Consider the following 20,802-nt stretch of genomic DNA (forward strand, 5'->3'; position numbering starts at 1 on the left):
GAAGTGAGATGAGTATGGATCAGGGAGTTTATTTATTCGGGGTAATTAAAGCTGATGCAGATTTTAAGCAGGAAAAGATTAAACTGGACGGCAATACAACTAAGACGTACACGGTGCCTTATAAGGACCAGGCGATGGTAGTTGCTCAAGCACCTGTAAAAATTTACGATCCTACCCGGGAGAACTTAAAAACTCATCAGCAGGTGGTAGCGGAATTAATGACCTACACAACCGTTATCCCTATGAGTTTTGGAAATGTTTTAGAATCGGATGAAGATGCAGAAATCCTTATTAAACGGCTTTATGATAAGTTTAAGAAAATCTTCCCAACGATTGAAAATAAAATAGAAGTTGGATTAAAAATTATCGGGAACAAAGATTGGATGAAAGAGCAGGCGGGTAATCAGGAAGACTTAGCTAAAATGAAGCAGGCACTGCAAGATACAAAACAGTCGGCCACTCATTATGATAAAATGCGTGCCGGTGAAGCCGCTCAAAAATTTGTCCAGGGCATTCACCTGGACTTTGAGCGTGAAGTCTTCCGCCCACTGGCTAATATAGCCGATGCAGCTAAAAGCAATGAAGTGATCGGAGAGCGGATGGTGTTAAATGCGTCATTTCTGGTTGATCTTTCTAAAGAAAAAGAGTTCGATGAAAAAGTAAATGAATTTTATGAAAAATGGAAGGATCGTACTGAGTTCAAGTACACTGGTCCTTGGCCCGCTTATAATTTCATAGATATAAAGATTAAAGCGGAAGATGCCTCATGATTCATAAATTATTTACATGGCCGCTTGATACAGTCCGCTTTGTTGGTGAAAAAGTTAAAGAAGAAGTGGATAAAGAATTGTATGACGTGGACCACATCCAGCAGAAACTCGTTCATTTAGAAATGATGTTCGAAATGGATGAAATTTCAGAGGAAGCTTATGAAAACCAATATGACGAATTAATGGTAAGGTACCGGACCGCTAAAGAAATAGAACAGGAACAATTAAGGCAGTCTCTTGAAGATGAACGTTAACCGCCTCAAGGTATAGCCGAAGGAGTGAATAAAAATTGACCACACCAGAAACCAATGAACTAATATATGTTTATGCTTTTGTACCAGCAGATGAAGCTTCAAAAGAGAAGCTTGGCCAGTTAAAAGGCATTGATCCCCAACATGAAATAGATTTTTATATTACAGAAGGACTCGCCGCGGTTATTTGCAAGGTATCTGCCGATGATTTTTCAGAAGATAATTTTAAACGTAATGTAGAGGATATGAAGTGGCTTCAGGAGCGTGCCTACCATCATCACGAGCTTATGAACAGATTACATCAGGTGTTTACTGTCTTACCATTAAAATTTGGAACTATTTATGAGCATAACGAGCGGCTTTCTGAAGTGATGAAAACGTATAACAGCCAAATGAAGGTCATCCTTGAAGAAGTGAAAGGAAAAGAAGAGTGGAATCTAAAAGTATTTGCCGACAGAGATGTTTTTTCTAAGAGTGTCCTGGAAAATAATCAGGTTATTGAAGAAAAAAAGAGAGAGATTTCCAATCTCTCAAAAGGAAAACAATTCTTTGCGAGAAAGAAACTCGATCAGTTTATTAATGATGAAATTCAGGCTCATATTAAAAGGAAAACCGAAACGATTCATGAAGAACTAAAAAAGCTAAGCAAGAATGCGGAAGTGAAGAAAAATTGGGACCAGAAAATCACTGGCAGAGAAGATGATATGGCATGGAACTGTGTCTACCTTCTGGAAACTGGTGATGACGTAAATTCCTTTAAGCAAATTTTAAGATCTTATCAGGAAAAATCTGATGAAGAGAATGAAGGGTTACGTTTTGAGTCCACCGGGCCTTGGCCGGCATATCACTTTGCCAATTTCAAATCAAAATCGCCAAAGGTTGAAAGCTGAAGTGTACATTTTTTGATCTGGAGGGAAATCTATTGCAGACAGAAACATTAGAAAACAGAGACGTCTCACTGCTTGATATACTGGATGCCGTTCTGGATAAAGGTGTAGTTCTCCAGGGAGATATTACTATTTCCATCGCCGGCATAGACCTTGTTTATCTTGATTTGCGCATTCTTTTATCTTCTGTTGAAACGTTGATGGAGGCGAGAGAAAAACCGAGTGTGGAAGAGCTCGAACAGCAAATGGATAAATCCGAAAGGAGAGTGTTATAAATGCAACCGAAACAGGAACTAGTGACCACGACAGGATCTGAAGGACACCGTCCAACTGGAAAAGTGGCTCTTGATCCCGAAAAGGCTGAAGAAGGGCTGGCACAACTTGTTATGACCGTCATCGAACTTCTCAGGCAACTTGTTGAACGCCAGGCTATGCGCCGTGTAGAAGGAGGCACACTTACTGACGAAGAAGAAGAACAATTAGGAGTGGCCTTGATGAACCTGGAGGAAAAAATGGAAGAATTAAAAGAGGTTTTCGGTCTCGACGACGACGATTTGAATATAGATCTTGGACCACTTGGAAACCTGCTCTAATCGTTTTCCGGAAGAGAGCTTTTAAGTGAGCTGATTTCAGAGGGAGGAAAAGAATGAATAATAATGAACCTATTAAACAATCAACAGTGTCTAATAGTCTTGTCGACGTACTGGAGACAGTTCTTGACAAAGGTGTAGTTATAGCAGGAGATATCCAGATTAATATAGCAGACGTTGAATTGTTAACTATTAAAATCCGTTTATTAGTTGCTTCAGTAGATAAGGCAAAAGAAATTGGAATGGACTGGTGGGAAACAGATCCTCACTATTCTTCAAAAGGACAAAGAATTGAAGAGATTAAGGAAGAAAACGATCAGCTGCACGACCGTATTCAGCAGCTTGAAGAGCATTTAGGTGAGAAAGCTGAAACAGAAAGCTAAATTTAATTCAGACTTTCTGCAGAAAGCCGGGTGATCTGAATGAATAAAAAAGATGTGCTGAAAGATATTAAAAGACTGTTGAGCGATTTGGAAATGCAAGATCGTTCAACAGTGATCCGGAGTGAGGAAAGCCGAACTAAATCCGGGTTGCCGATTAAGACGGATTACGTGCTGAGAGGCAGAACAGGGCTGACAAATAAGGACAAAGAGGATCGGGAACAGTAATAATACCGGTTAACACACAATTCTTGTGAAGAATTGTGTGTTTGTGTATTCAGTATTTTTTTCTTTTTTAACCAGGCCAGACCGACTGGAGATTTAATAATAGACATTAAGGCTGAGAGAAAAGAATAGTAGCCATTAAGAAAATCCGAAGGGATATCATTAAGATATTTCTTCGGATTTTCGCTTTTGAACTCAAAGAAGGTAACTCTGACAAAGCATAAAATATGTGATTTCAGTCAGGTGACAGCTATCCTGCTAACTCATTGTTGTATTTATGCCTATAGTGTAAGCCTTCGCAGGGAGTGAATCAGCCAAATAAAATTACTATAATTTGTAAATTATATTGTATTTATACGAGCATGGGTGAATACTTGTTGTAAGAGCAGAATTTCCATGTAATATAATAAGAAACTTGGTTAAATGGATCGACATTAAGCTGATTATAAAGGGGGGAGACGGATGGGGGAAGGAACGATTCAAATCAAAGACCTTGTAAAAGTATATAAAGATGGATTCACGGCAGTAAATGGTATCTCTCTTAAAGTTGACAAAGGGGAATGTTACGCCTTTTTAGGGCCTAATGGAGCCGGTAAATCTACAGCTGTAAAAATTCTCACGACTCTTAGTGAGCCTACATCAGGTATTGTTCAAGTGGGCGGGTTTGATGTGAAAACAGATCCTGATAAGGTGCGCTGGGAAATTGGTGTCGTGTTACAGGAAACAGGGTTAGATAAAGAATTAACAGGGAGAGAAATACTTGAATATCAAGCCAGGCTTTTTCATATGACCAGGAGGATGGCGAAAGAAAGAGCAACTCATTTACTTGAAATGGTCGGTCTGGAAAATGAGGGGAAGCGGCAAATAAAGAAATATTCCGGGGGGATGCGCAGGCGGCTCGATCTTGCTGTTACTCTTGTACATGAACCGGCAATCCTGTTTCTGGATGAACCTACAACAGGGCTGGATCCTCTAAATAGGAAAGCGATGTGGAACGAAATACGAAGGCTGAATAAAGAAGAGGGTGTGACAGTCTTTTTAACTACACAATATCTGGAAGAAGCGGATCAGCTGGCGGATTATATTAGTATCATAAATGAGGGGAAAATTGTCGCCTCAGGGCCCCCTGAAGAATTAAAAGAGTCAGTTGGAGCTGATTTAATCACGTTTGAATTTAAAAATAAAGAAGAGGCTGGAAAAGCAGCCTGGTTACTTGGCAAGTCAAGTAAAGCAGACTATCAGAAAGGAAAAATAGTGACCGTTTCGATACAGGAAGCTGACCGGCATGTGGTTCAACTGCTGGGAGCACTGTCCAGGGAACAAATTGAAGTTGCCAGACTGGATGTTACTTCTCCTACATTGGATGATGTGTTTATACGGGTAACGGCAGAGGAGGAAAAAGAATGAATCTCGTACAGGCATTTATGATTCATACTTGGATTTTAACAAAACGAAGTTTAATCGTTTTGATTCGAAACCCGTTTACTTTCATCCCAAACTTGTTTATCAGTTTATTTTTCCTTCTTGTTTATACAGGAGGTTTAAGCGGAATAGCCCAGCTTCCACAGTTTGAAGGAGCTGATTACTTATCTTTTATTCTGCCAGTTTCAATTGTTTCGGCAGCAGTCGGAGGAGCCGGCGGGGCCGGTCAGTCCCTTGTTCGTGATCTGGAATCGGGTTATTTTGCCAGGCTGCTTCAAACACCTGTGACGAGGCTCGCAATAGTCCTGGGACCTACCATTGCAGGTATGCTCCAGTTAATCGTACAGACACTGATTATACTTGGAGTAGCATTTTTGCTTGGTTTAAAAGTAGAGGCCGGTCCAGGGGGTGTGCTTGTCATTTTGTTACTGACAGTAGGCTGGGGCCTGGCATTTGCTGGTTATTCTGTTGCAATTGCTCTTAAAACAAAAAACGCCCAAGCAGCACAGGCCGGAACTTTGATTTTTTTCCCGCTGATCTTTTTAAGCACAACATTCGTCCCTCTTGAACTTATTGAGGCACAATGGCTAAGAGCAGCTGCAATAATTAATCCGACAACCTATTTATTTGAAAGTATGAGGGCCGTACTGATCGATGGATGGGTAATGGGTCCGATTATTTCCGGATTTGCAGTGATAGGTGCGGTGTGTGCAGTGACAGTTGCGTTTTCAGTGAGAAGTGCCACCCGTGCTTTTAAAAGAGAATGATAAAGGATGGAATATAAACTTTATATTTTTAAAACTGGTATTGCGTGGTAACTTATGCTTGAGTTCACTGCTCTCGAAGTAACGATAAGTTAACATAATATTTATATGAGTAACTAAGATTGTGCAGAGGCATGTTCATATTAGACCCTGAAAATGGATATGAATTTCTCTATCGTCATTGGTACAGAAAATCATAAATTTGCTCCGCCTAAACGGCCTGGAGAAATGTTACAGGCTGAATGCGGCGGAGTGGTTTGATTAAACATTAATCAAGTCTTGTAATGGGTATTTTCTAAAAGGGGGAAATAAATAATACAGTTAGCCAATCTTTAGCAAACCGCTACTTTAGGCGTTAACTCTGCCCAAAACCCCGTCTGTAGAGGCCATTCCAATAATGACACAACCCCACATAAGTTTATAAGCTGTTACGTAATCTTCACAAGTAAACCGGATCGTTTTAGGAGAAATCAAGTCTACTCCAGGTATAGTAGTAGTCATGTATGCCTGGTTTGTCCGTTTAAAAGTAATTTCAAATATTACCGGAAGTGCTGTTTTAAAAGGTTTTATTTCTCCAATTCTTTTGACCGACTTTCTGGCTTTTTCTTTAATCAGCTCAGCTGATTGAAGAGGGGGCATTAAGTCAGCGGCTATCCTGTCCAACCCCCGTTTTACTACAGCTGTTTCAATACGAGGAAGGTTTTTCTTTACTTCTTCGGCTACCGCATCGTCTCCGGATATAAGCAAAACAGGCACATTGAAATGGCCAGCCAAAGCTGCGTTCATTTCTGCTTCTCCTGCAGGCTGCCCGTTAATTTTAATTTCCCAAACACATATACCCGCCAATGTATGATTAATTACCGCCTTTTCAGATCCTCCTTCACGTCCGTGATACCCGATAAAAAATACACCGTCAAAACTTTCATCCAGGCCTTCCATTTGGCACATCAGGCGGTTATTGCCGCTAATCAGCCGCGCTCTTGGATCGAGTTCTTCAATGAAAATATTAGACATGTTACCATGCCCGTCAGCGACTAAGATTTCAGTAGCACCGGCTTCACAGGCCCCTTCAATAGCAGCATTGACATCATTAGTCATCATTTTTCTAAAACGCTGATATTCATCGTTTTTAGTTAACTGGTGATTTGTGGCTACACCTGTAGCGCCCTCAATATCCGAAGATATAAAAATTTTCATAATAAAGATAACTCCCTTGTATAAGCCTTTTCCTTATCATACCACATAAATTTTACATATTATGGTGACCTATAAAACTAAAAGTTTAGGTGCGGCAGGTATGAGAGGTAATCCTAAACCACTCAGCATTGGGATGTATTTCAGAAAAAGAATGCATTTTATATATTATTCATAAATAAAGACTCCATGGAGTGCACCACGAAGTCTTTATTCCTTATCAAATTACCTGATTAAGTTAACAAGAAATATCCCCAGATTTTCTTCATATATTTGATCAAACTGATTGAGGGGCAAAGGGTTGACTCCCCTGCCTAATTCTACGGTAAACCCGGGCCGCCTCCATTCCTGGATAAACCAGTCCTTAAACCCTGCAAAACTGTCAACATACCGGATGGGGCGGTACCCGCTCACCCGGGCATATTCATTGACAAGTATTTGTGACTCAGGCGGCTCAAGCCCTTGAAAACCCCAATAAATAACTTTGCCTTGTGTGTGGTAGGCTAGTGCCCGGTCATAATCAGATTCAGCTGTTAATTCAGCTAGTGCAATAGCTTCCGGCTCAGTTAAAGGGGCTTCACCGGGAAATTCCCTTGGAGAAGGCTGGTCTGGTTTTCTTGCTGCTTCTTCCTCCCACAGAGCAGGATATTGATTATTTAAATCTACTCCGCGAATATTTGCAGTCCATCCTGAAAAATCGGGATTACCTTGATTTATTGCTAACACATTCGTCCGATAGGGTTCCTGCGGAGGTGCTCCCTCTATAACTAAGTCAACGCCGTCGGGGTTCACCATAGGTACGATTGACAACAGGACAGATTCATAGAAAGGAGAAACAAAGAGCCCTCGTATGTCGCTTCTGTTAGTCAGTGCTAATAAATATGTGTTTAAGGTTTGCATTAAAATAGGAGACGTTATCCACTCGTTTGCATGAAACGAACCGTTCATATGAACTCTTTTTGCTCCTTTGCCCACTTGAAGTTCAAACAGGTTTTTACCCATAACAGAATTGCCAATAATACGCGATCTTAAAAAAGGATAAATCTCAATAAGCTGGCTGATATCAGCCGTTAAAGCAGCAGAAGTATAGGGCCTTCTGCCTCTTACAACCGGATTTACCACTCTAACAGGCACGTTAAGGACCTGGCCGACCTGAAGGGCAAGCGGGTTAACTGCTGGATTTAAGAGATATAACGCATCAATGTTCAAACCCAGCTGACTAGCAAGTCTCCACAAAGTATCACCAGGTCTTATCGTGTAAAATGTGACATAATAGCCTGGAATCCTGACTATTTGTCCTATTTGCAAAGCGGTGGGCGACACACCCGGATTTGAATCGGAAATCAAATTTACCGGGACATCGAAAAGCTGGCTGTAATACCAAAAATTATCGCCGCGGCGTACTCTTATATTCATACATTAATCTCCCTTGCTGTAGGATTATTTTAAAACGTATGAATTGCAGAGCGAAATTATTATCAGCAGGATATAAATATAGGGAAATACAGGAGTAAAGGGGAAATAAGAAGGGGCATATAAATAACCAAAATAAAAAGGCCCTGCTGGGGGCCTTTTATATCATTACTTTTGAACGTTAGCAGCTTGTGGGCCACGTTGTCCTTGTTCGATATCGAAAGTTACAGCTTGACCTTCTTCAAGTGATTTGAAACCTTCACCTTGAATAGCGGAAAAGTGAACGAATACGTCGTCTTGTCCTTCAACTTCGATGAAACCGAAACCTTTTTCTGCGTTAAACCATTTTACTGTACCTTGTGTCATTAGAAATTCCTCCTGTGCGGATTTTTCCGCGAATTATTACTATTGAGCTCTTCATTTATTCGTTCAAGAGGAAAATCACTCGTTAAAGTATTTCTCTATCAGTCATATCCGAACGTCAACCAGTGATTCCTAGTATAGCATGCCTTCAGTCATAAAGATAGCTGTAAATTAGTTTTTTTCCAAAAAAATCTTTTTTTAAACTCTTCCTATAAGAAGGTCTTGGGTCTTTCAAAAGCTTCCAATGGTCTCGGCAACTGTGTTTCCTTTACACTTAAACAGTTTGAGCCTGATAAAATTCCTTTTGGATATTATTTAAGATCTTCTCGACAGGGAGGATGTCTTTAATGTCGCCAACCCGGGCGCCGCTGAAGATAAGGCCTTCCTCTGCATCACCGCCAACAGATTTAAGCAGCGAATCATAAATACAATAACGGTGCGAGCATTTTTTTAAACAAGAAACGCATTTATCGATTTTCAAACGTTGTTGATTGCTTATTTTTTCAGTGAAATTATTCGGTACAGCGCGGCCTTTAAGACCGACAACTGAATCAATTAATACCGTTTCTTTACTTTTCAAATATTTTTCTTTAAATGAAAGAGGAGCATCACACTCTTCACTGGCTACGAAGCGTGTACCCATCTGCACACCTGAAGCCCCGGCTTCAATAGCCCGCCGGACATCTTTACCGTCTATTATACCTCCTGCAGCGATGACTGGAATGTCAACTGCTTTTACGACCTCAGGTAAAACGTCAAATAGAGGCCGATCTGTTCCAAGGTGGCCGCCTGCTTCTGTTCCTTCCACTACTACAGCTGCAGCCCCGAGCCGCTGGGACATTTTAGCTAATTTAGCCGATGAAACGATTGATATCACAGGAGTATTAGATTGTTTTCCCCAATTATACATATCCCTCGAAATTCCAGCCCCTGAAATAATAAAATCCACTTTTTCTTCCATAGCGGCTTTCATAGTTTCTGCAAAATCAGTCATCGCGTAGAGGACATTGACTCCAATATAGCCGGCCCCTTTTGTTTTTTCCCTTGCTTTACGAATATGTGTTTTCAGTTCATCAGCACAAATACCGGTGCCTGAAATGATCCCTATTCCCCCTGCATTTGAGACCGCTGAAGCTAAATTGCTTAGAGACACCCGTACTCCCATTCCGCCTTGAAGAATTGGCAGTTTCGGTCTCATATGTGCAATTTTAAGTTCTGGTAACTTCATTTAACTCACCCTTTGCTGTTAATTAATCAGAAGAACGACTAAAGTGTACCATATAAAGGGGCATAATTACCGGTAAAATTAGTATCAGGTATTAATATTAGATGATTATTCACAAAAGTTTCATAAAATTTAAACAAAATATGTCAGTGGGTTGAACAATAAGGCATTTTATAAGAAACAAATGTGTGAAAGAAGTTGCGAAGGCTTTAGATTACTAGTAGAATGAGCTCTGTGAAAAGAGTATAGAAGGGGATCAGAAAGAAGTTTTTACAAAAAATAACTTACTTGAAATTAAAGAACGTGTTTAATTTTAGGAGTTGGAGCTGTTATGAATAAATACAATATAGAAAACGCTCAAGTCATTAAAGATCTGGAGCAGATTGGAAAGGAGATAAGAGGAAATAAAGAATTGATCGTCGATTCACTTTTTTCTTATTCAGGTTCAGAAAAGGCGTCACATGCCCCTCTGGAGGAAGAACTGTATGAAAGAAGGCTTGAAGTAATCGAAATTTGCGGGAAGGCTTTCTCTGATAATGGAAGCAGTTATTTGGTTGAAGAGTGGGCTAAAAAACTCGGTAAATATGGGGTTTCCAAAGGGGCAAGTCTGACTGATCTTTTACCAGTGACAAAAGTTTACCGGAAAATAATATGGGAATTTATAGAAGATTTCTCAAAAAAGAGAAATGTAGCCTCTGATACGGTTTTTAAAGCTTCACTTATTCTGAATGACTTTCTGGATGAGGCAGCGTACGCTTTTACAGCCGCATTTATCGAAGATCATGAGGAAAAAATAAATGCCTCCCACGATTTTATTAAAGAATTGTCAGCTCCCGTTGTGCCCATTTCTAAAGGGATTGCTGTACTTCCACTTATCGGACATCTCGATGAAGACAGATCGGCTGTATTGATGGATACAGTTGTCAGGGATGCGATGAGCCACAAACTTGAACTTATTTTTATTGATTTATCCGGAGTACTTGTAATGGATACTTTTGTTGCCAGCAGGCTGTCTGACCTTATGAAAACTTTAAAAATTCTCGGGGTGACTCCAATTCTTAGCGGTTTAAGACCGGAAACGGCACAAACAATCGTGTCATTAGGTATTGAAATAAAGCATTTCAAAATAGTCAGCAATTTAAGACAAGCTTTAATAGATTATGGAGTTTGTAAAGATCTTTAAAGTGTAAAAACTTTAAAGGAGCCCTGAAAGTAAAGCGGGCATCTAAAGAGGCATGAAACCAGTATTTTACTGGATTCATGCCTCTTTCGTGCTGCCTTACTCAGTTTGAATATAAGCTTAAAATACAGAGGGACAGGTGTATGGAATAGCCTTCCAATCTTATTTAAGGTTATCGCATAGGCACTTCAGGAATGATTTTTCCCTCAATTCGTGCAAAAATATCATCCAGGCTGGTGCCGGTGATAGTCAGCCCATGATTCTTTAACCCAATAACGGCCCGGGCCGGATCAGGGGCTCGTTTTACAAGATTAGCCACTGATTCTGCTAATTGCACTGTTCCGCAAGGATAATTAATTTCGGTAGCTTCAATGCCGTCCATCCAGGCATGAATATGGACGATTGCCCCAACCTCAGGGTGTTCCTGATAAATCATCCAATGTTCAATTGCGTCGACAGAGGCCCGTTTAGGCTTGATACCTGGAGGAATACTTACTTTCATCGCATTTTTGCTAACATCATACCCGGTTATATAAAGAAAATCTTTTCCAACCTCAGACATTTTGGATTTGTCGATACCGCTTGCACTCATCCAGAAATGATCTTTATTCTTCCGGGCACTGAGGTTCCCGTAACTTAAACCCCCAATTCCGTATAACTTATTAAGGTGGCGAATATCCCGTTCCGGCAGTACTTCTTTAAGAGGGAAAGGCGCTGGCAGAAGATTCATTTCATCTAATTTTTTTCCGGAAACACTTAAAGACTTCGTTATCTCATCGCCGTACCAGAGAGATTCAGGTAAATTCTCATAAAAATCATTGTTAATCACGAGTTGGGAGGAAGCGAGAGGCTCAAGCCGTTCGTAAATCTTATCAAAAATCTTATCATCTTTTTTCTTAGGATCAAACGTGATACTGTAGTTCCCTTGTTCCGGTGTTAAAAAATACAGTTGTGTTTCTTCCTCCCCATGGCAAACATACATGAGATGGTTGGCGAGGCTTCTTATTAAATACGGATAAGCCTCTTTCCTCACTTCACGGGGGGTGCTGCGGGATTCCACGATGGAAACGACAAAAGTGCCCTGGGCTTTTCTCCGGTAAGGCCTTGGCGAGTCACGATCTACAAAGTGAAAGGCAAGTTTAATGTCATCTTTCGGGTTAGGCAGATACTCATATCCTTGATTCGAAAAAGTTCTCCTTATACCGTCCACTATCCATTCCGAGTACGGGTCTACTGGTTCTCCTGTGCAAGTAAATGTGCTCATTTACGATCCCTCCACTTACATAATTAAAAGATATAGGAACTGAGAAAAAATTACCAAGCTTCAGGAATATTATTTTCGAATTAACAAAAATTATTCAGAGATAAGTAAAGGGGGGACGAAAAGTGGTCTACACTTTCCTGCGCAGAATTGCTAAAATTATTTTGCTGCTGATTTATAAAATTGAAATAAAAGGGGAAGAGAAATTACATTGTGCCGGATCTTTTATAATCTCAGCCAATCATTTAAGCTGTGCTGACCCTGTCATTATTGCATCTCTATTCGAAAGACACATTCATTTCTTAGCCAAACAGGAATTGTTTCAAACGTCAGTGAGCAGCTGGTTTTTTAACGAGCTGGAGATGATACGGGTTAACAGGTATTCCGGTTCAGCGATCAGACCGGTCAGACAAACACTGAGATTGCTAAGAGAAGGTGAGATCATAGGAATTTTTCCTGAAGGGACAAGAGTAAAAGAGGGAAAGATACAAGAACCTAAAAAAGGAGTAGCTTTTTTTGCTGTAAAAAGCGGCGTTCCTGTTTTACCGGTTTCTATTACTTTCAGCAGGACAAAAATGAGTTTCCGCCGAAAAGTAATGGTTAGCATAGGAGAATTTATCAAAATCGCTGAATCTGAAAATCCGGATTACCAGGCTATTGCAAACCGGTTAATGCAGAAATCCAGAGAATTAGCAAAAAAGGACAGCGGGGAAGCCATCTTGCCGCAGAAAGGTTCCCTGCCTCCGCTTGAAAAAATCTAATGTTACCAGAATGATATTAAATCTATTTTTGACTTTCAGGAGGAAAAGTGAATATGCATGGATTTATAATAAATAAAACTTCCGGAAATGGAAGGGGAGAAAAAGTGTGGGCACGCGTAGAAAAAGCTCTTAAAGAAAAAAAATTGCCTTATTCAGCAAGATTTACGGAAGGGCCGCAGCATGCTATGGAACTAGTACCCGGACTTTTAAGAGAGAATATTAAAGCACTGGTTGTTTTGGGCGGGGATGGGACAATTAATGAAGTTGCTAACGGGCTTGTTTACTGTAATATACCTCTCGGGGTTATTCCTGCAGGGTCAGGGAATGATTTTGCCAGGTGTTTAGGTATCCCGATGGATTCCCTGCAGGCGCTTGAAAGAATTCTTATTAATGATTCTAAACAGGTTGATCTACTGGACCTCGGCAGCCGATATTGCTTGACGGTGACGGGAGTAGGGTTTGATGGCCAAGTAGCAAAAACAGTTAATGAAGCCCCTTATAAGAAACCTCTAAATCAATTCCGTCTCGGGGGCCTGTCATATGTTGTAAGTATGCTGGAAACATTAACGACTTATGAGCCGACCAGAGTCCATGTGACGGTTGACGGAGTTGAAAAGATATTTGAAGATGTATGGTTAGTAGCAGTGGCTAATTCACCAAATTATGGAGGGGGAATTCATATTTGCCCTGAGGCCCGATATAATGATGGGCTCTTAAACCTCTGTATAGTCCATGGAATAAAAAAATGGGAGTTGTTATGGTTATTTCCCCAGGCCTATAAAGGGAGGCATATTAATAACGTTACTTTATTACAGGGAGAGGAAGTGTACATTTCTTCCAATCCTCCTGTTCTTGTGCAAAGCGATGGCGAACAGTTTATGGAAAGCCCGGTTTATATACGTGTCGAAAAAAACGCTATAAGAGTTGTGTAGCAGGCCCTTTTCAATTAGATAAGGGCCTGCTTCATTGATTACTGTTTTTTGTTTCTTCCATGAAAGTTGTTTTTTTCCTCTTTGGTCAGAAGATGCTCGTATTCCAGGAAAAAGAGTGAGTGAACAAATTCACACATAAGATGCTGAAGTTTATCAATTTTAGTTTTCATTTGCCTTACTCTCCTTTTTAATAGTCAATTATTACGTTCTTTTGGAATAAGCAGGTTTAGAATCCAGTTTTTTAGATCTACAATACGCAAAAAGTCCGGTGAACAATCTGTTCCGGTGACAATCATCGGAATTAGGGAGTCACCTTTATGAAACCCCCCGTGACTTGCCCCTTTTGGATGAGACGGGGAGCTTTCGGTAATAAATTCGTGTCCTGGTTTCACACTGGTTACTACAAAATTTCCTGCATGGGAGTGAAGCGTACTGTAAAGCCTCTGTAAAGCGTCTGGATAATCTCCATAAGTTACCGCTTTCCCCTGAATCTTCACATCAAGCACTGATGCTTCTCCTTCAATCGTCCATGACTGGTTATATTCATCTTTCAGATCATTTCCCTGTTTAAATTTAAACTCTCCGCCATCTCCGCCAGAGGTGACATAAATCCAATCGTTGGATTTCCATGCAATCATATCTATGCGATCGTCTCTTTTCAGCTTTTCTGCAATTTCCGTTAAAGGAACTTCTTCATGGTTTAAGGTGTATACAAAACATGATCTCAAATTGTTTGCCAGTACGATCTGGTCCTCTTTTCGCACCCCTTTTCGTAATTTTGTAATTCTCAACGGTTTTAATAATCTCCGTATCTCCACTAATGCGCTCTGCTTATTTTTTCCTACTCTTGCCTGGCCGTTATCGCCGATTATTATCCATATGTTGTTTTTAAGAGCCTCTTCCCATGTAGGGAAGGATTCCAGTATGGTCTGAAGCTGCTTATCCATTTCTTTAATGCCTTCCAAATCAATAGGTCCTTTTTTATGAACATTTTTATCGTGATCTGGGAAGTAAACAAGTGAGAAATGAGGCAAATTATTCGTTTTAATTAAATAAGAAAATTCCTGCACAGAAAAATTGTTATTAAAACCGTATTTGTTCCAAATGTAACTGTGTTTTTTTAAAGTACTCAGACTTGATAATCGTCCATATACAAATGTGTCACTGGTCCTTGTTTTAATTGTTTTGTTTATATTAATAAAATAACGCATCAGCCCTGGAACTGTTATTTCCTTCACAGTATGGCCTCTGTGGACAAGAGGGTTAATGGACGCTGAAATTTTCCCGGCCGCTTGTAATTCTTCATGTATCGTTTTGACATCCTTCCGTAAATGTTTATTGTTTAACCGGTACATAACATCATAAAGGCTTTTTGTTAAACCGAGTTTGACCAATTCAAATACATGCGTTCCGTAATTAATCACTCTGTTTTCATTCTTTTTGTACCAGACTAAAGCTGGCACGCCGTGACGGTCTGAGTAGTGCCCTGTTAACAGCGTACTCTCAACATTTACTGACATGGTAGGAAAAGGGGCTACCACTCCGGGATAATATTCGGCATGTTCCATAAAATACTTGATAGCAGGGATATGTTCATTTTTTAACGCCTGCTGCAGAGGTTTATCCATTAAAGTATCCAGCATGAGCATAACCATGCGCTTTTCCGTTTGATTCACTGCTATCATCCTTTTCAGATTTATTAGGTGGAAAATAAAGATAAATATTCTGACTTGCTTCCTAAGATTATTATGTAAATAAAAAGTCCTGACTATGTAACAGAAGAGAGTCGCCGGTTACAAATGTCTTAAAGGCATGAGGCAGGAAAATATGAGAGTAATGAATTTATGAGAGAAAGGAGGAGGAAGGAAATGGAAGGTCAACCGTTAATTTTCTCAGCATCCATCGGGAACGGACATAACCAGGCAGCTAAAGCTCTGCAAGAAGAGTTATTGATTAAGGGTTTGAATGCTGAAGTGGTTGACACTTTTCATGCCATTCATCCTTATCTTCATCATTTTGTATTGCATAGTTATTTAAGGTTACTCAAAATAAGCCCCGGCGTGTGGAGGAAAATGTATTTTTATGCGGAAGACTACCCTCTTTTTCTGCTGCTGGACCAATTTGGGTCCTTGTTTGTTGACCAGCTTTACGCCATGGTCCAAGAAAGGGCCTGTCCGTTTATGATTTCAACGCATCCATTTGTGACAGCTTTCTTATCAAAATTAAAACAAAAAAAACAAATTAAAGCCCCTTTATATACAGTGATTACAGACTTTGTCCTGCATCCTGCTTACCTTAGACAGGAAATCGACGGTTATTTTACAGCTTCTCATAAAGTTGATGAATTTGCAGCGATGCATCAAGTCTCTCCGGACAGTTTTTTTTCAACAGGTATTCCTATCTTAAAGAATCACTGTCTGCAGACTCCTAAAGCTGCTGCACGAGAACAATTAAGGCTTGACAAAAATATTAAAACCCTTCTAATTGCAGGGGGAGGGATGGGCTTAACGAATTACGTAAACATATTAAAAGCATTGGAAACTCTGCCTGAACCTGTCCAGATTCTATGTATGGTGGGCCATAATCAGGGAGTAAAACAGCGTATTATAAATCAGAAAAGTAAGCATAAAGTAAAGGTCATTGGGTTTACAGACCAATTTCTATTATATCTGAGAGCAAGCGACGGTTTAATTTCCAAGGCAGGAGGCGTTACAATGGCTGAAGCTCTTGCCTGTGAAATTCCTATTGTTATATTCAGCACGGTTCCGGGACATGAAGAACATAATTCAGATTATTTAACATCTGCAGGAGCAGCCATACGAACAACGCGATATAAAGAATTACCTCAAATGATTGAAAAAGTATTGTACGAAGCAAGTATGTACGAAACTTTAAAATCCGGGGCTCGACTCCTGAAAAAGCCGGAAGCCACGTCTCATATCATACAGGAAATTCTGGCCCGTTAAACGGAGGTGGCGCCTTCAATGCAGTGGCAGGGGCTTGTCATTGGGCCTTTACGGCCATTCAAGGCTAAAAAAAAGGGGGGCGGATAATCCAAAGGCCGGGTAAGTGTATAAGTTTGATTAGTCTGCTCAGATCCCTTTACAGACTTGTGAAAGACTGTAGAATAAACATAGGTCACAACTGGTTTTTAGAAAGGGGTTATAACATGCAGATAAGAAAAGCATCAGTGGATGATGCCAAGGAGATGGCACGAGTAAATGTGGACTGCTGGAAATCAGCTTATAAACATGTTCTTCCCTCTCACATAATAAACAAGCTTAATTACAGCGACAGAGAAGAACGGTGGAAAAAAAACCTTCCTGACTCTACAAGCGGAGGGACAATGACGTTTGTCGCTGAAGATTCAAACGGTGAAATTATCGGATTTGCTCTTGGGGGAACAATGAGGGATCCAAGGTTAAGGATAAAATATACTGGTGAGCTCTATGCTCTTTATGTATCCCCTGAATTCCAGGGACGGGGAATAGGGAGAAAACTCTTTGACAGTGTCATTCACCATCTTTCTTCACTGCGGCATTCATCGGTCGCACTTTGGGTTTTCGAAGACCTTCAATCCTGTAAGTTTTTTACTCATCTGGGAGGCGAGCAGATTTACCATAAAAAAACAACAGTGGGTGGAAAAACACTAAATGAACTGGCTTTCGGCTGGCAGGGTTTGGACGAGCGGACAGAGAAGGATAACAGATTGAATTAAGTGCAAAAGCAGGCAGTGGTTTAAAAACCACTGCTTTTATTACGAATTGAATTTTCATTTTAGTCTTTTTCAGCCGTTAAGATGCTGTATTTGACCTGTACACTGCATTAATCTGCAAATGGGGGCGCTTTCACGAAGTTTCTCCTCTTTATTCTCGTTACTTCATCTTACACCCTTGAACTCGTGTGAGAGAATGTTACCATTAGTAACTGTATTACAAAGCCACACACAGGAGTTTGATATATATGTTAACTAATTTAAGGATTGCATTCATAGGTGCGGGCAACATGGCAGAAGCAATTATTTCTGGAGTAATAAATACTGCTACACTTGAACCGCAGCAAATTATAGTAACAAACCGGAGTAATGAGCAGCGTCTATTAGACCTTCACAATAAGTACGGCGTCCAAGGGATGGTTCAGGATCGTCTCCCTATTGAGTCAGTAGACATTATCGTTTTGGCAATGAAACCTAAAGATGCAGAGAAGTGTCTCCTGTCACTTAAAAACCGGTTAAGGCCTGATCAGATGGTTATGAGCGTTATGGCCGGCATATCTGCGCAATTTATGGAACGCCATCTGCAGCCAGGACAGCAAGTGATCCGTATCATGCCTAATACGTCCAGTATGATACAGGAATCTGCAACAGCCATTGCACCTGGCGAAAATGTAACAATGAAAAACGTTAAAACAGCTAAAAACCTTCTGAAAGCTATTGGAAAAGTATATGTAATAGAAGAAGATGAGATGGATTTGTTTACAGGGATCGCTGGAAGCGGACCCGCGTACTTCTATTATTTAATGGAAAATATAGAAAAAGTTGCTGTAGAAAATGGAATGGATGCTGTAAAGGCAAGGGAAATTGGAGCCCAGACTTTGCTGGGCGCAGCAAAAATGATCTTAAGCAGAGATGAAAGTCCAGCACAGTTAAGAGAAAATATTACGTCTAAAAACGGTACGACAGCTTGCGGACTTGAAGCCCTGTCCTTTCATGGAGCAGGAGAAGCAATACAAGCAGCGGTTAAAGAGGCTATGCACAGATCTGAAGAAATGAGTCATGAGTTTGAGAACAAAACAGTTAGTTCTTAAAAGTAAGGAACTTTAAAAAGGATATACTTGAGATAAAGCAGCTTGAGGCTTGATTTAGCCGGAAAGCTGCTTTATTTTTGAAACTTTTAGGGTGTAATGCCGTATAAATAAGGCAGCAGACCAAACCTTAATAACAGGGGCGCACCAGAAAGGAGTAAATGATGACCTTAATAATTAATAACTTAAAGAAAACTTTTGACAAACACAAAGCAGTGGACGGCATCAGCCTAACTATAAATGAGGGTGAGATGTTTGGAATGCTCGGGGCGAACGGTGCAGGTAAAACGACGTCTTTCAGGATGATTCTCGGGCTCCTTGACCCGACAGAAGGGGACGTCAGGTGGAAAGGAGAGCGGATCACATATAAACGAACAAAGCTCGTCGGTTATTTACCTGAAGAAAGAGGGCTTTTCCCTAAATTGACTGTAAAAGACCAGCTCGTTTATTTAACGAAATTAAAAGGGATGAACAAACAGTCAATTATTAAAGAAATGCGGTTATGGCTTGACCGTTTTGGAGTACCGGAATATGAAAACAAAGTCATCGAGGAGCTCTCAAAAGGGAATCAGCAGAAAATTCAATTCATAGCTGCAGTTTTACATAAGCCTGAGCTGCTCATACTTGACGAACCTTTCAGCGGATTGGATCCGGTGAACGCAGATATGCTGAAAAATGCGGTGAAAGACCTTCAGGAAAGAGGTACAACGATTGTTTTCTCGAGTCATCAGATGAGCAATGTAGAGGAATTATGCGAAGATCTGATTATGTTAAAAAAAGGAAAAGCAGTACTTCAGGGAAACCTTAGAACAATTAAACGGTCTTATGACATGAAGAATATAAGTATTAAAGCTGATTATGACTTAGCCTTCCTGGAAGACGTCAAAGGGGTCTTAAAAATAGAACAAAAAAAAGACGGCGCTGATGTAAAAGTAGAAAATGAAAAAGCCGCGGAAACTATTTTCAGCTGCTTGGCTTCTAAAGGGTTTGTAAGAAAATTTGAACTGGAAGAGCCATCGCTGCACGACATTTTTATTGACAAAGCAGGGGGAGCGGCACATGAATAATTTCTGGACGACATTTACACATACGGCGGGAAGGCGGCTGAAATCAAAAACTTTTATAATAACAACCTCTATTATGGCGCTGTTTATCATTTCTCTCATAAATTTAAATACTATTCTGGAGGCCTTTTCAGGAGATGGAGCAGAAGATGAGCCAGCTGTTGCAGTGGTGGATCAGACTTCAGAGGAAGGGCAGTTCGCCGAAATGCTGAAAACGCTTGCTGCTGAAGGCAGTTTCGAATACATTCATTACAGCGGAGATGTTGAGCAAGCCCTTAGTGACGCAGAAAACGATGACTTTACTTATGTTCTTGAATTAACCGGTACTCTGGATGCTCTTCAGGCAGAATTTTACGGAGAAGGGACTGATTTCAGAACCGGGCAGGAAGTACAGCAGGACGTCCAGCGTACTAAAGAAACGTTAGCTACGTCTGCACTTGACTTAAATGAACAAGAACTGGCGTTAATATTTAATCCCGTCTCCTTCAATGAGAAGCCATTAAGCGGAACTGGGGAAGTTCAGACTGCAGAAACTCATATGCAGACTTACTGGATGGTATATGGCCTTGTGTTTGTGATTTATTTAATAGTGGTTACTTTAGGGACAATGATAGCGACTGAAGTAGCGACAGAAAAATCGTCCAGAGTGATGGAACTGATTGTTTCAAGCGTGAACCCAGTCACTCAAATGCTGGGTAAAATAATGGGAATTGGTTTAGCTGGTTTAGTAAACTTATCAGTTTTAGTGTTAGCGGCCTTTGCTGGTTCTTATCTAAGCGGCGAAGATTTTTTTACAAACATTTTCACTGAGGTGATTGACTATTCGTTAATAATTTATGCTTTGCTGTTTATAATCCTTGGTTATTTTGTTTACGGAGGAGTGGCGGCGATGCTGGGAGCTCTCGTCAGCCGGGCGGAAGAAGTGAATCAGGCTATACAGCCGCTTATTTTTCTAGCAATGATTGCTTTTTTTGTGTCCCTCTACGGTTTAAATGCTCCGGATGCCATTTTTATCAGAGTTCTGTCTTATGTTCCTTTTTTCACACCACAGCTTTTGTTTCTCAGAATCGGTATGGGCACAGTGCCTGTCTGGGAAATAGCCGTTATCTCAGCTTTATTAATAATTAGTGCTGTTTTGATAAATATAATTGCCGCCCGTATATATAAAGGCGGTGTTCTGATGTATGGAAAATTTTCATTTAAAAAAGGAATAAAACAGGCATTAAAGCTGTCTAAAAAAGAAAGCTGATCGTTACATTTACCGTCCCCCCTCTTAAATAGAGGGGGGTTTTGAATATTCAGGGGGAAAAGTTGAAT

Annotated in this window: 24 protein-coding genes; 17 read left to right on the forward strand and 7 right to left on the reverse strand. The window is 40.4% G+C overall.

The window, feature by feature from the left end:
* The first annotated feature begins 8 nt into the window (after positions 1-8).
* The 9 genes from K8O68_RS12630 to K8O68_RS12670 all read left to right on the forward strand — a co-directional run bounded on the left by K8O68_RS12630 (position 9) and on the right by K8O68_RS12670 (position 5,292).
* Entirely contained in the window at positions 9-770 is a 762-nt protein-coding gene (locus tag K8O68_RS12630) for a GvpL/GvpF family gas vesicle protein (RefSeq protein ID WP_230897235.1), read from the forward strand.
* The gene (locus K8O68_RS12635) at positions 767-1,024 is read left to right on the forward strand and encodes a gas vesicle protein GvpG (RefSeq protein ID WP_230897236.1); all 258 of its coding nucleotides are present in this window, start codon (positions 767-769) and stop codon (positions 1,022-1,024) included. Before K8O68_RS12630 ends, K8O68_RS12635 begins: the two co-directional genes overlap by 4 nt.
* A 35-nt stretch (positions 1,025-1,059) precedes the next feature.
* Positions 1,060-1,911 (forward strand): GvpL/GvpF family gas vesicle protein, encoded by an 852-nt coding sequence (locus K8O68_RS12640; RefSeq protein WP_230897237.1) that lies wholly within the window; start codon positions 1,060-1,062, stop codon positions 1,909-1,911.
* 32 nt (positions 1,912-1,943) lie between these two features.
* The gene (locus K8O68_RS12645; RefSeq protein WP_230897238.1) at positions 1,944-2,183 is read left to right on the forward strand and encodes a gas vesicle protein; all 240 of its coding nucleotides are present in this window, start codon (positions 1,944-1,946) and stop codon (positions 2,181-2,183) included.
* Positions 2,184-2,501: a gas vesicle protein K gene (locus K8O68_RS12650; protein WP_093047000.1), complete on the forward strand. Its 318-nt coding sequence runs from the start codon at positions 2,184-2,186 to the stop codon at positions 2,499-2,501.
* A gap of 53 nt (positions 2,502-2,554) precedes the next feature.
* Entirely contained in the window at positions 2,555-2,881 is a 327-nt protein-coding gene (locus tag K8O68_RS12655; protein WP_230897239.1) for a gas vesicle protein, read from the forward strand.
* Between the two features lie 39 nt (positions 2,882-2,920).
* Positions 2,921-3,106 (forward strand): hypothetical protein, encoded by a 186-nt coding sequence (locus tag K8O68_RS12660; RefSeq protein WP_230897240.1) that lies wholly within the window; start codon positions 2,921-2,923, stop codon positions 3,104-3,106.
* A gap of 459 nt (positions 3,107-3,565) precedes the next feature.
* Positions 3,566-4,510 carry an ABC transporter ATP-binding protein gene (locus K8O68_RS12665; protein WP_230897241.1) on the forward strand — a complete coding sequence of 315 codons (945 nt, stop codon included), beginning with the start codon at positions 3,566-3,568 and terminating at the stop codon, positions 4,508-4,510.
* On the forward strand, positions 4,507-5,292 hold the full coding sequence (locus K8O68_RS12670) for an ABC transporter permease (protein WP_230897242.1): 786 nt from the start codon (positions 4,507-4,509) through the stop codon (positions 5,290-5,292). The genes K8O68_RS12665 and K8O68_RS12670 overlap by 4 nt, the downstream gene beginning before the upstream one ends.
* 345 nt (positions 5,293-5,637) lie before the next feature.
* Here the strand turns inward: K8O68_RS12670 and K8O68_RS12675 are convergent, their stop codons facing one another.
* From K8O68_RS12675 to K8O68_RS12690, 4 genes are all read right to left on the reverse strand, one after another.
* Positions 5,638-6,486, reverse strand: coding sequence for a M55 family metallopeptidase (locus K8O68_RS12675; RefSeq protein ID WP_230897243.1), 849 nt, complete (start codon positions 6,484-6,486; stop codon positions 5,638-5,640).
* A 222-nt stretch (positions 6,487-6,708) separates the two neighbouring features.
* Positions 6,709-7,899 (reverse strand): M14 family metallopeptidase, encoded by a 1,191-nt coding sequence (locus K8O68_RS12680; protein WP_230897244.1) that lies wholly within the window; start codon positions 7,897-7,899, stop codon positions 6,709-6,711.
* A gap of 165 nt (positions 7,900-8,064) precedes the next feature.
* On the reverse strand, positions 8,065-8,262 hold the full coding sequence (locus K8O68_RS12685; RefSeq protein WP_093046995.1) for a cold-shock protein: 198 nt from the start codon (positions 8,260-8,262) through the stop codon (positions 8,065-8,067).
* Positions 8,263-8,533: 271 nt separating this feature from the next.
* Positions 8,534-9,487 carry an NAD(P)H-dependent flavin oxidoreductase gene (locus K8O68_RS12690; protein ID WP_230897245.1) on the reverse strand — a complete coding sequence of 318 codons (954 nt, stop codon included), beginning with the start codon at positions 9,485-9,487 and terminating at the stop codon, positions 8,534-8,536.
* Between the two features lie 328 nt (positions 9,488-9,815).
* Between K8O68_RS12690 and K8O68_RS12695 the strand changes: the two genes are divergently transcribed.
* Positions 9,816-10,667, forward strand: a complete 852-nt coding sequence (locus tag K8O68_RS12695) for an STAS domain-containing protein (RefSeq protein WP_230897246.1) — start codon at positions 9,816-9,818, stop codon at positions 10,665-10,667.
* A gap of 169 nt (positions 10,668-10,836) precedes the next feature.
* Here K8O68_RS12695 and K8O68_RS12700 read toward each other — a convergent pair whose 3' ends face one another.
* A complete protein-coding gene (locus K8O68_RS12700) occupies positions 10,837-11,928 on the reverse strand; it encodes a class II aldolase/adducin family protein (protein WP_230897247.1) in 1,092 nt (363 codons plus the stop codon).
* A gap of 122 nt (positions 11,929-12,050) precedes the next feature.
* On the opposite strand from K8O68_RS12700, the gene K8O68_RS12705 reads away from it, so the two are divergent.
* Together K8O68_RS12705 and K8O68_RS12710 are read left to right on the forward strand one after the other, a co-directional pair.
* Positions 12,051-12,686 (forward strand): lysophospholipid acyltransferase family protein, encoded by a 636-nt coding sequence (locus K8O68_RS12705; RefSeq protein WP_230897248.1) that lies wholly within the window; start codon positions 12,051-12,053, stop codon positions 12,684-12,686.
* Positions 12,687-12,739: 53 nt separating this feature from the next.
* Positions 12,740-13,618 carry a diacylglycerol/lipid kinase family protein gene (locus tag K8O68_RS12710; RefSeq protein ID WP_230897249.1) on the forward strand — a complete coding sequence of 293 codons (879 nt, stop codon included), beginning with the start codon at positions 12,740-12,742 and terminating at the stop codon, positions 13,616-13,618.
* A 38-nt stretch (positions 13,619-13,656) separates the two neighbouring features.
* Here K8O68_RS12710 and K8O68_RS21465 read toward each other — a convergent pair whose 3' ends face one another.
* Both K8O68_RS21465 and K8O68_RS12715 read right to left on the reverse strand, forming a co-directional pair.
* A complete protein-coding gene (locus tag K8O68_RS21465; protein WP_255717190.1) occupies positions 13,657-13,788 on the reverse strand; it encodes a hypothetical protein in 132 nt (43 codons plus the stop codon).
* Between the two features lie 24 nt (positions 13,789-13,812).
* On the reverse strand, positions 13,813-15,303 hold the full coding sequence (locus tag K8O68_RS12715; protein WP_230897250.1) for an alkaline phosphatase family protein: 1,491 nt from the start codon (positions 15,301-15,303) through the stop codon (positions 13,813-13,815).
* Between the two features lie 183 nt (positions 15,304-15,486).
* Between K8O68_RS12715 and K8O68_RS12720 the strand changes: the two genes are divergently transcribed.
* The 5 genes from K8O68_RS12720 (at position 15,487) to K8O68_RS12740 (ending at position 20,734) form a co-directional block, all read left to right on the forward strand.
* On the forward strand, positions 15,487-16,584 hold the full coding sequence (locus K8O68_RS12720) for an MGDG synthase family glycosyltransferase (RefSeq protein ID WP_230897251.1): 1,098 nt from the start codon (positions 15,487-15,489) through the stop codon (positions 16,582-16,584).
* Between the two features lie 203 nt (positions 16,585-16,787).
* Positions 16,788-17,336, forward strand: a complete 549-nt coding sequence (locus tag K8O68_RS12725; RefSeq protein WP_230897252.1) for a GNAT family N-acetyltransferase — start codon at positions 16,788-16,790, stop codon at positions 17,334-17,336.
* Between the two features lie 245 nt (positions 17,337-17,581).
* Positions 17,582-18,424, forward strand: coding sequence for a pyrroline-5-carboxylate reductase (gene proC / locus K8O68_RS12730; protein WP_230897253.1), 843 nt, complete (start codon positions 17,582-17,584; stop codon positions 18,422-18,424).
* A 161-nt stretch (positions 18,425-18,585) separates the two neighbouring features.
* Entirely contained in the window at positions 18,586-19,488 is a 903-nt protein-coding gene (locus K8O68_RS12735) for an ABC transporter ATP-binding protein (protein ID WP_230897272.1), read from the forward strand.
* On the forward strand, positions 19,481-20,734 hold the full coding sequence (locus K8O68_RS12740; protein WP_230897254.1) for an ABC transporter permease: 1,254 nt from the start codon (positions 19,481-19,483) through the stop codon (positions 20,732-20,734). The genes K8O68_RS12735 and K8O68_RS12740 overlap by 8 nt, the downstream gene beginning before the upstream one ends.
* Positions 20,735-20,802: the final 68 nt, after the last annotated feature.

Origin of the sequence: Salipaludibacillus sp. CUR1 (assembly GCF_021028955.1) — a bacterium.
Taxonomy (GTDB): Bacteria; Bacillota; Bacilli; order Bacillales; family Salisediminibacteriaceae; genus Salipaludibacillus.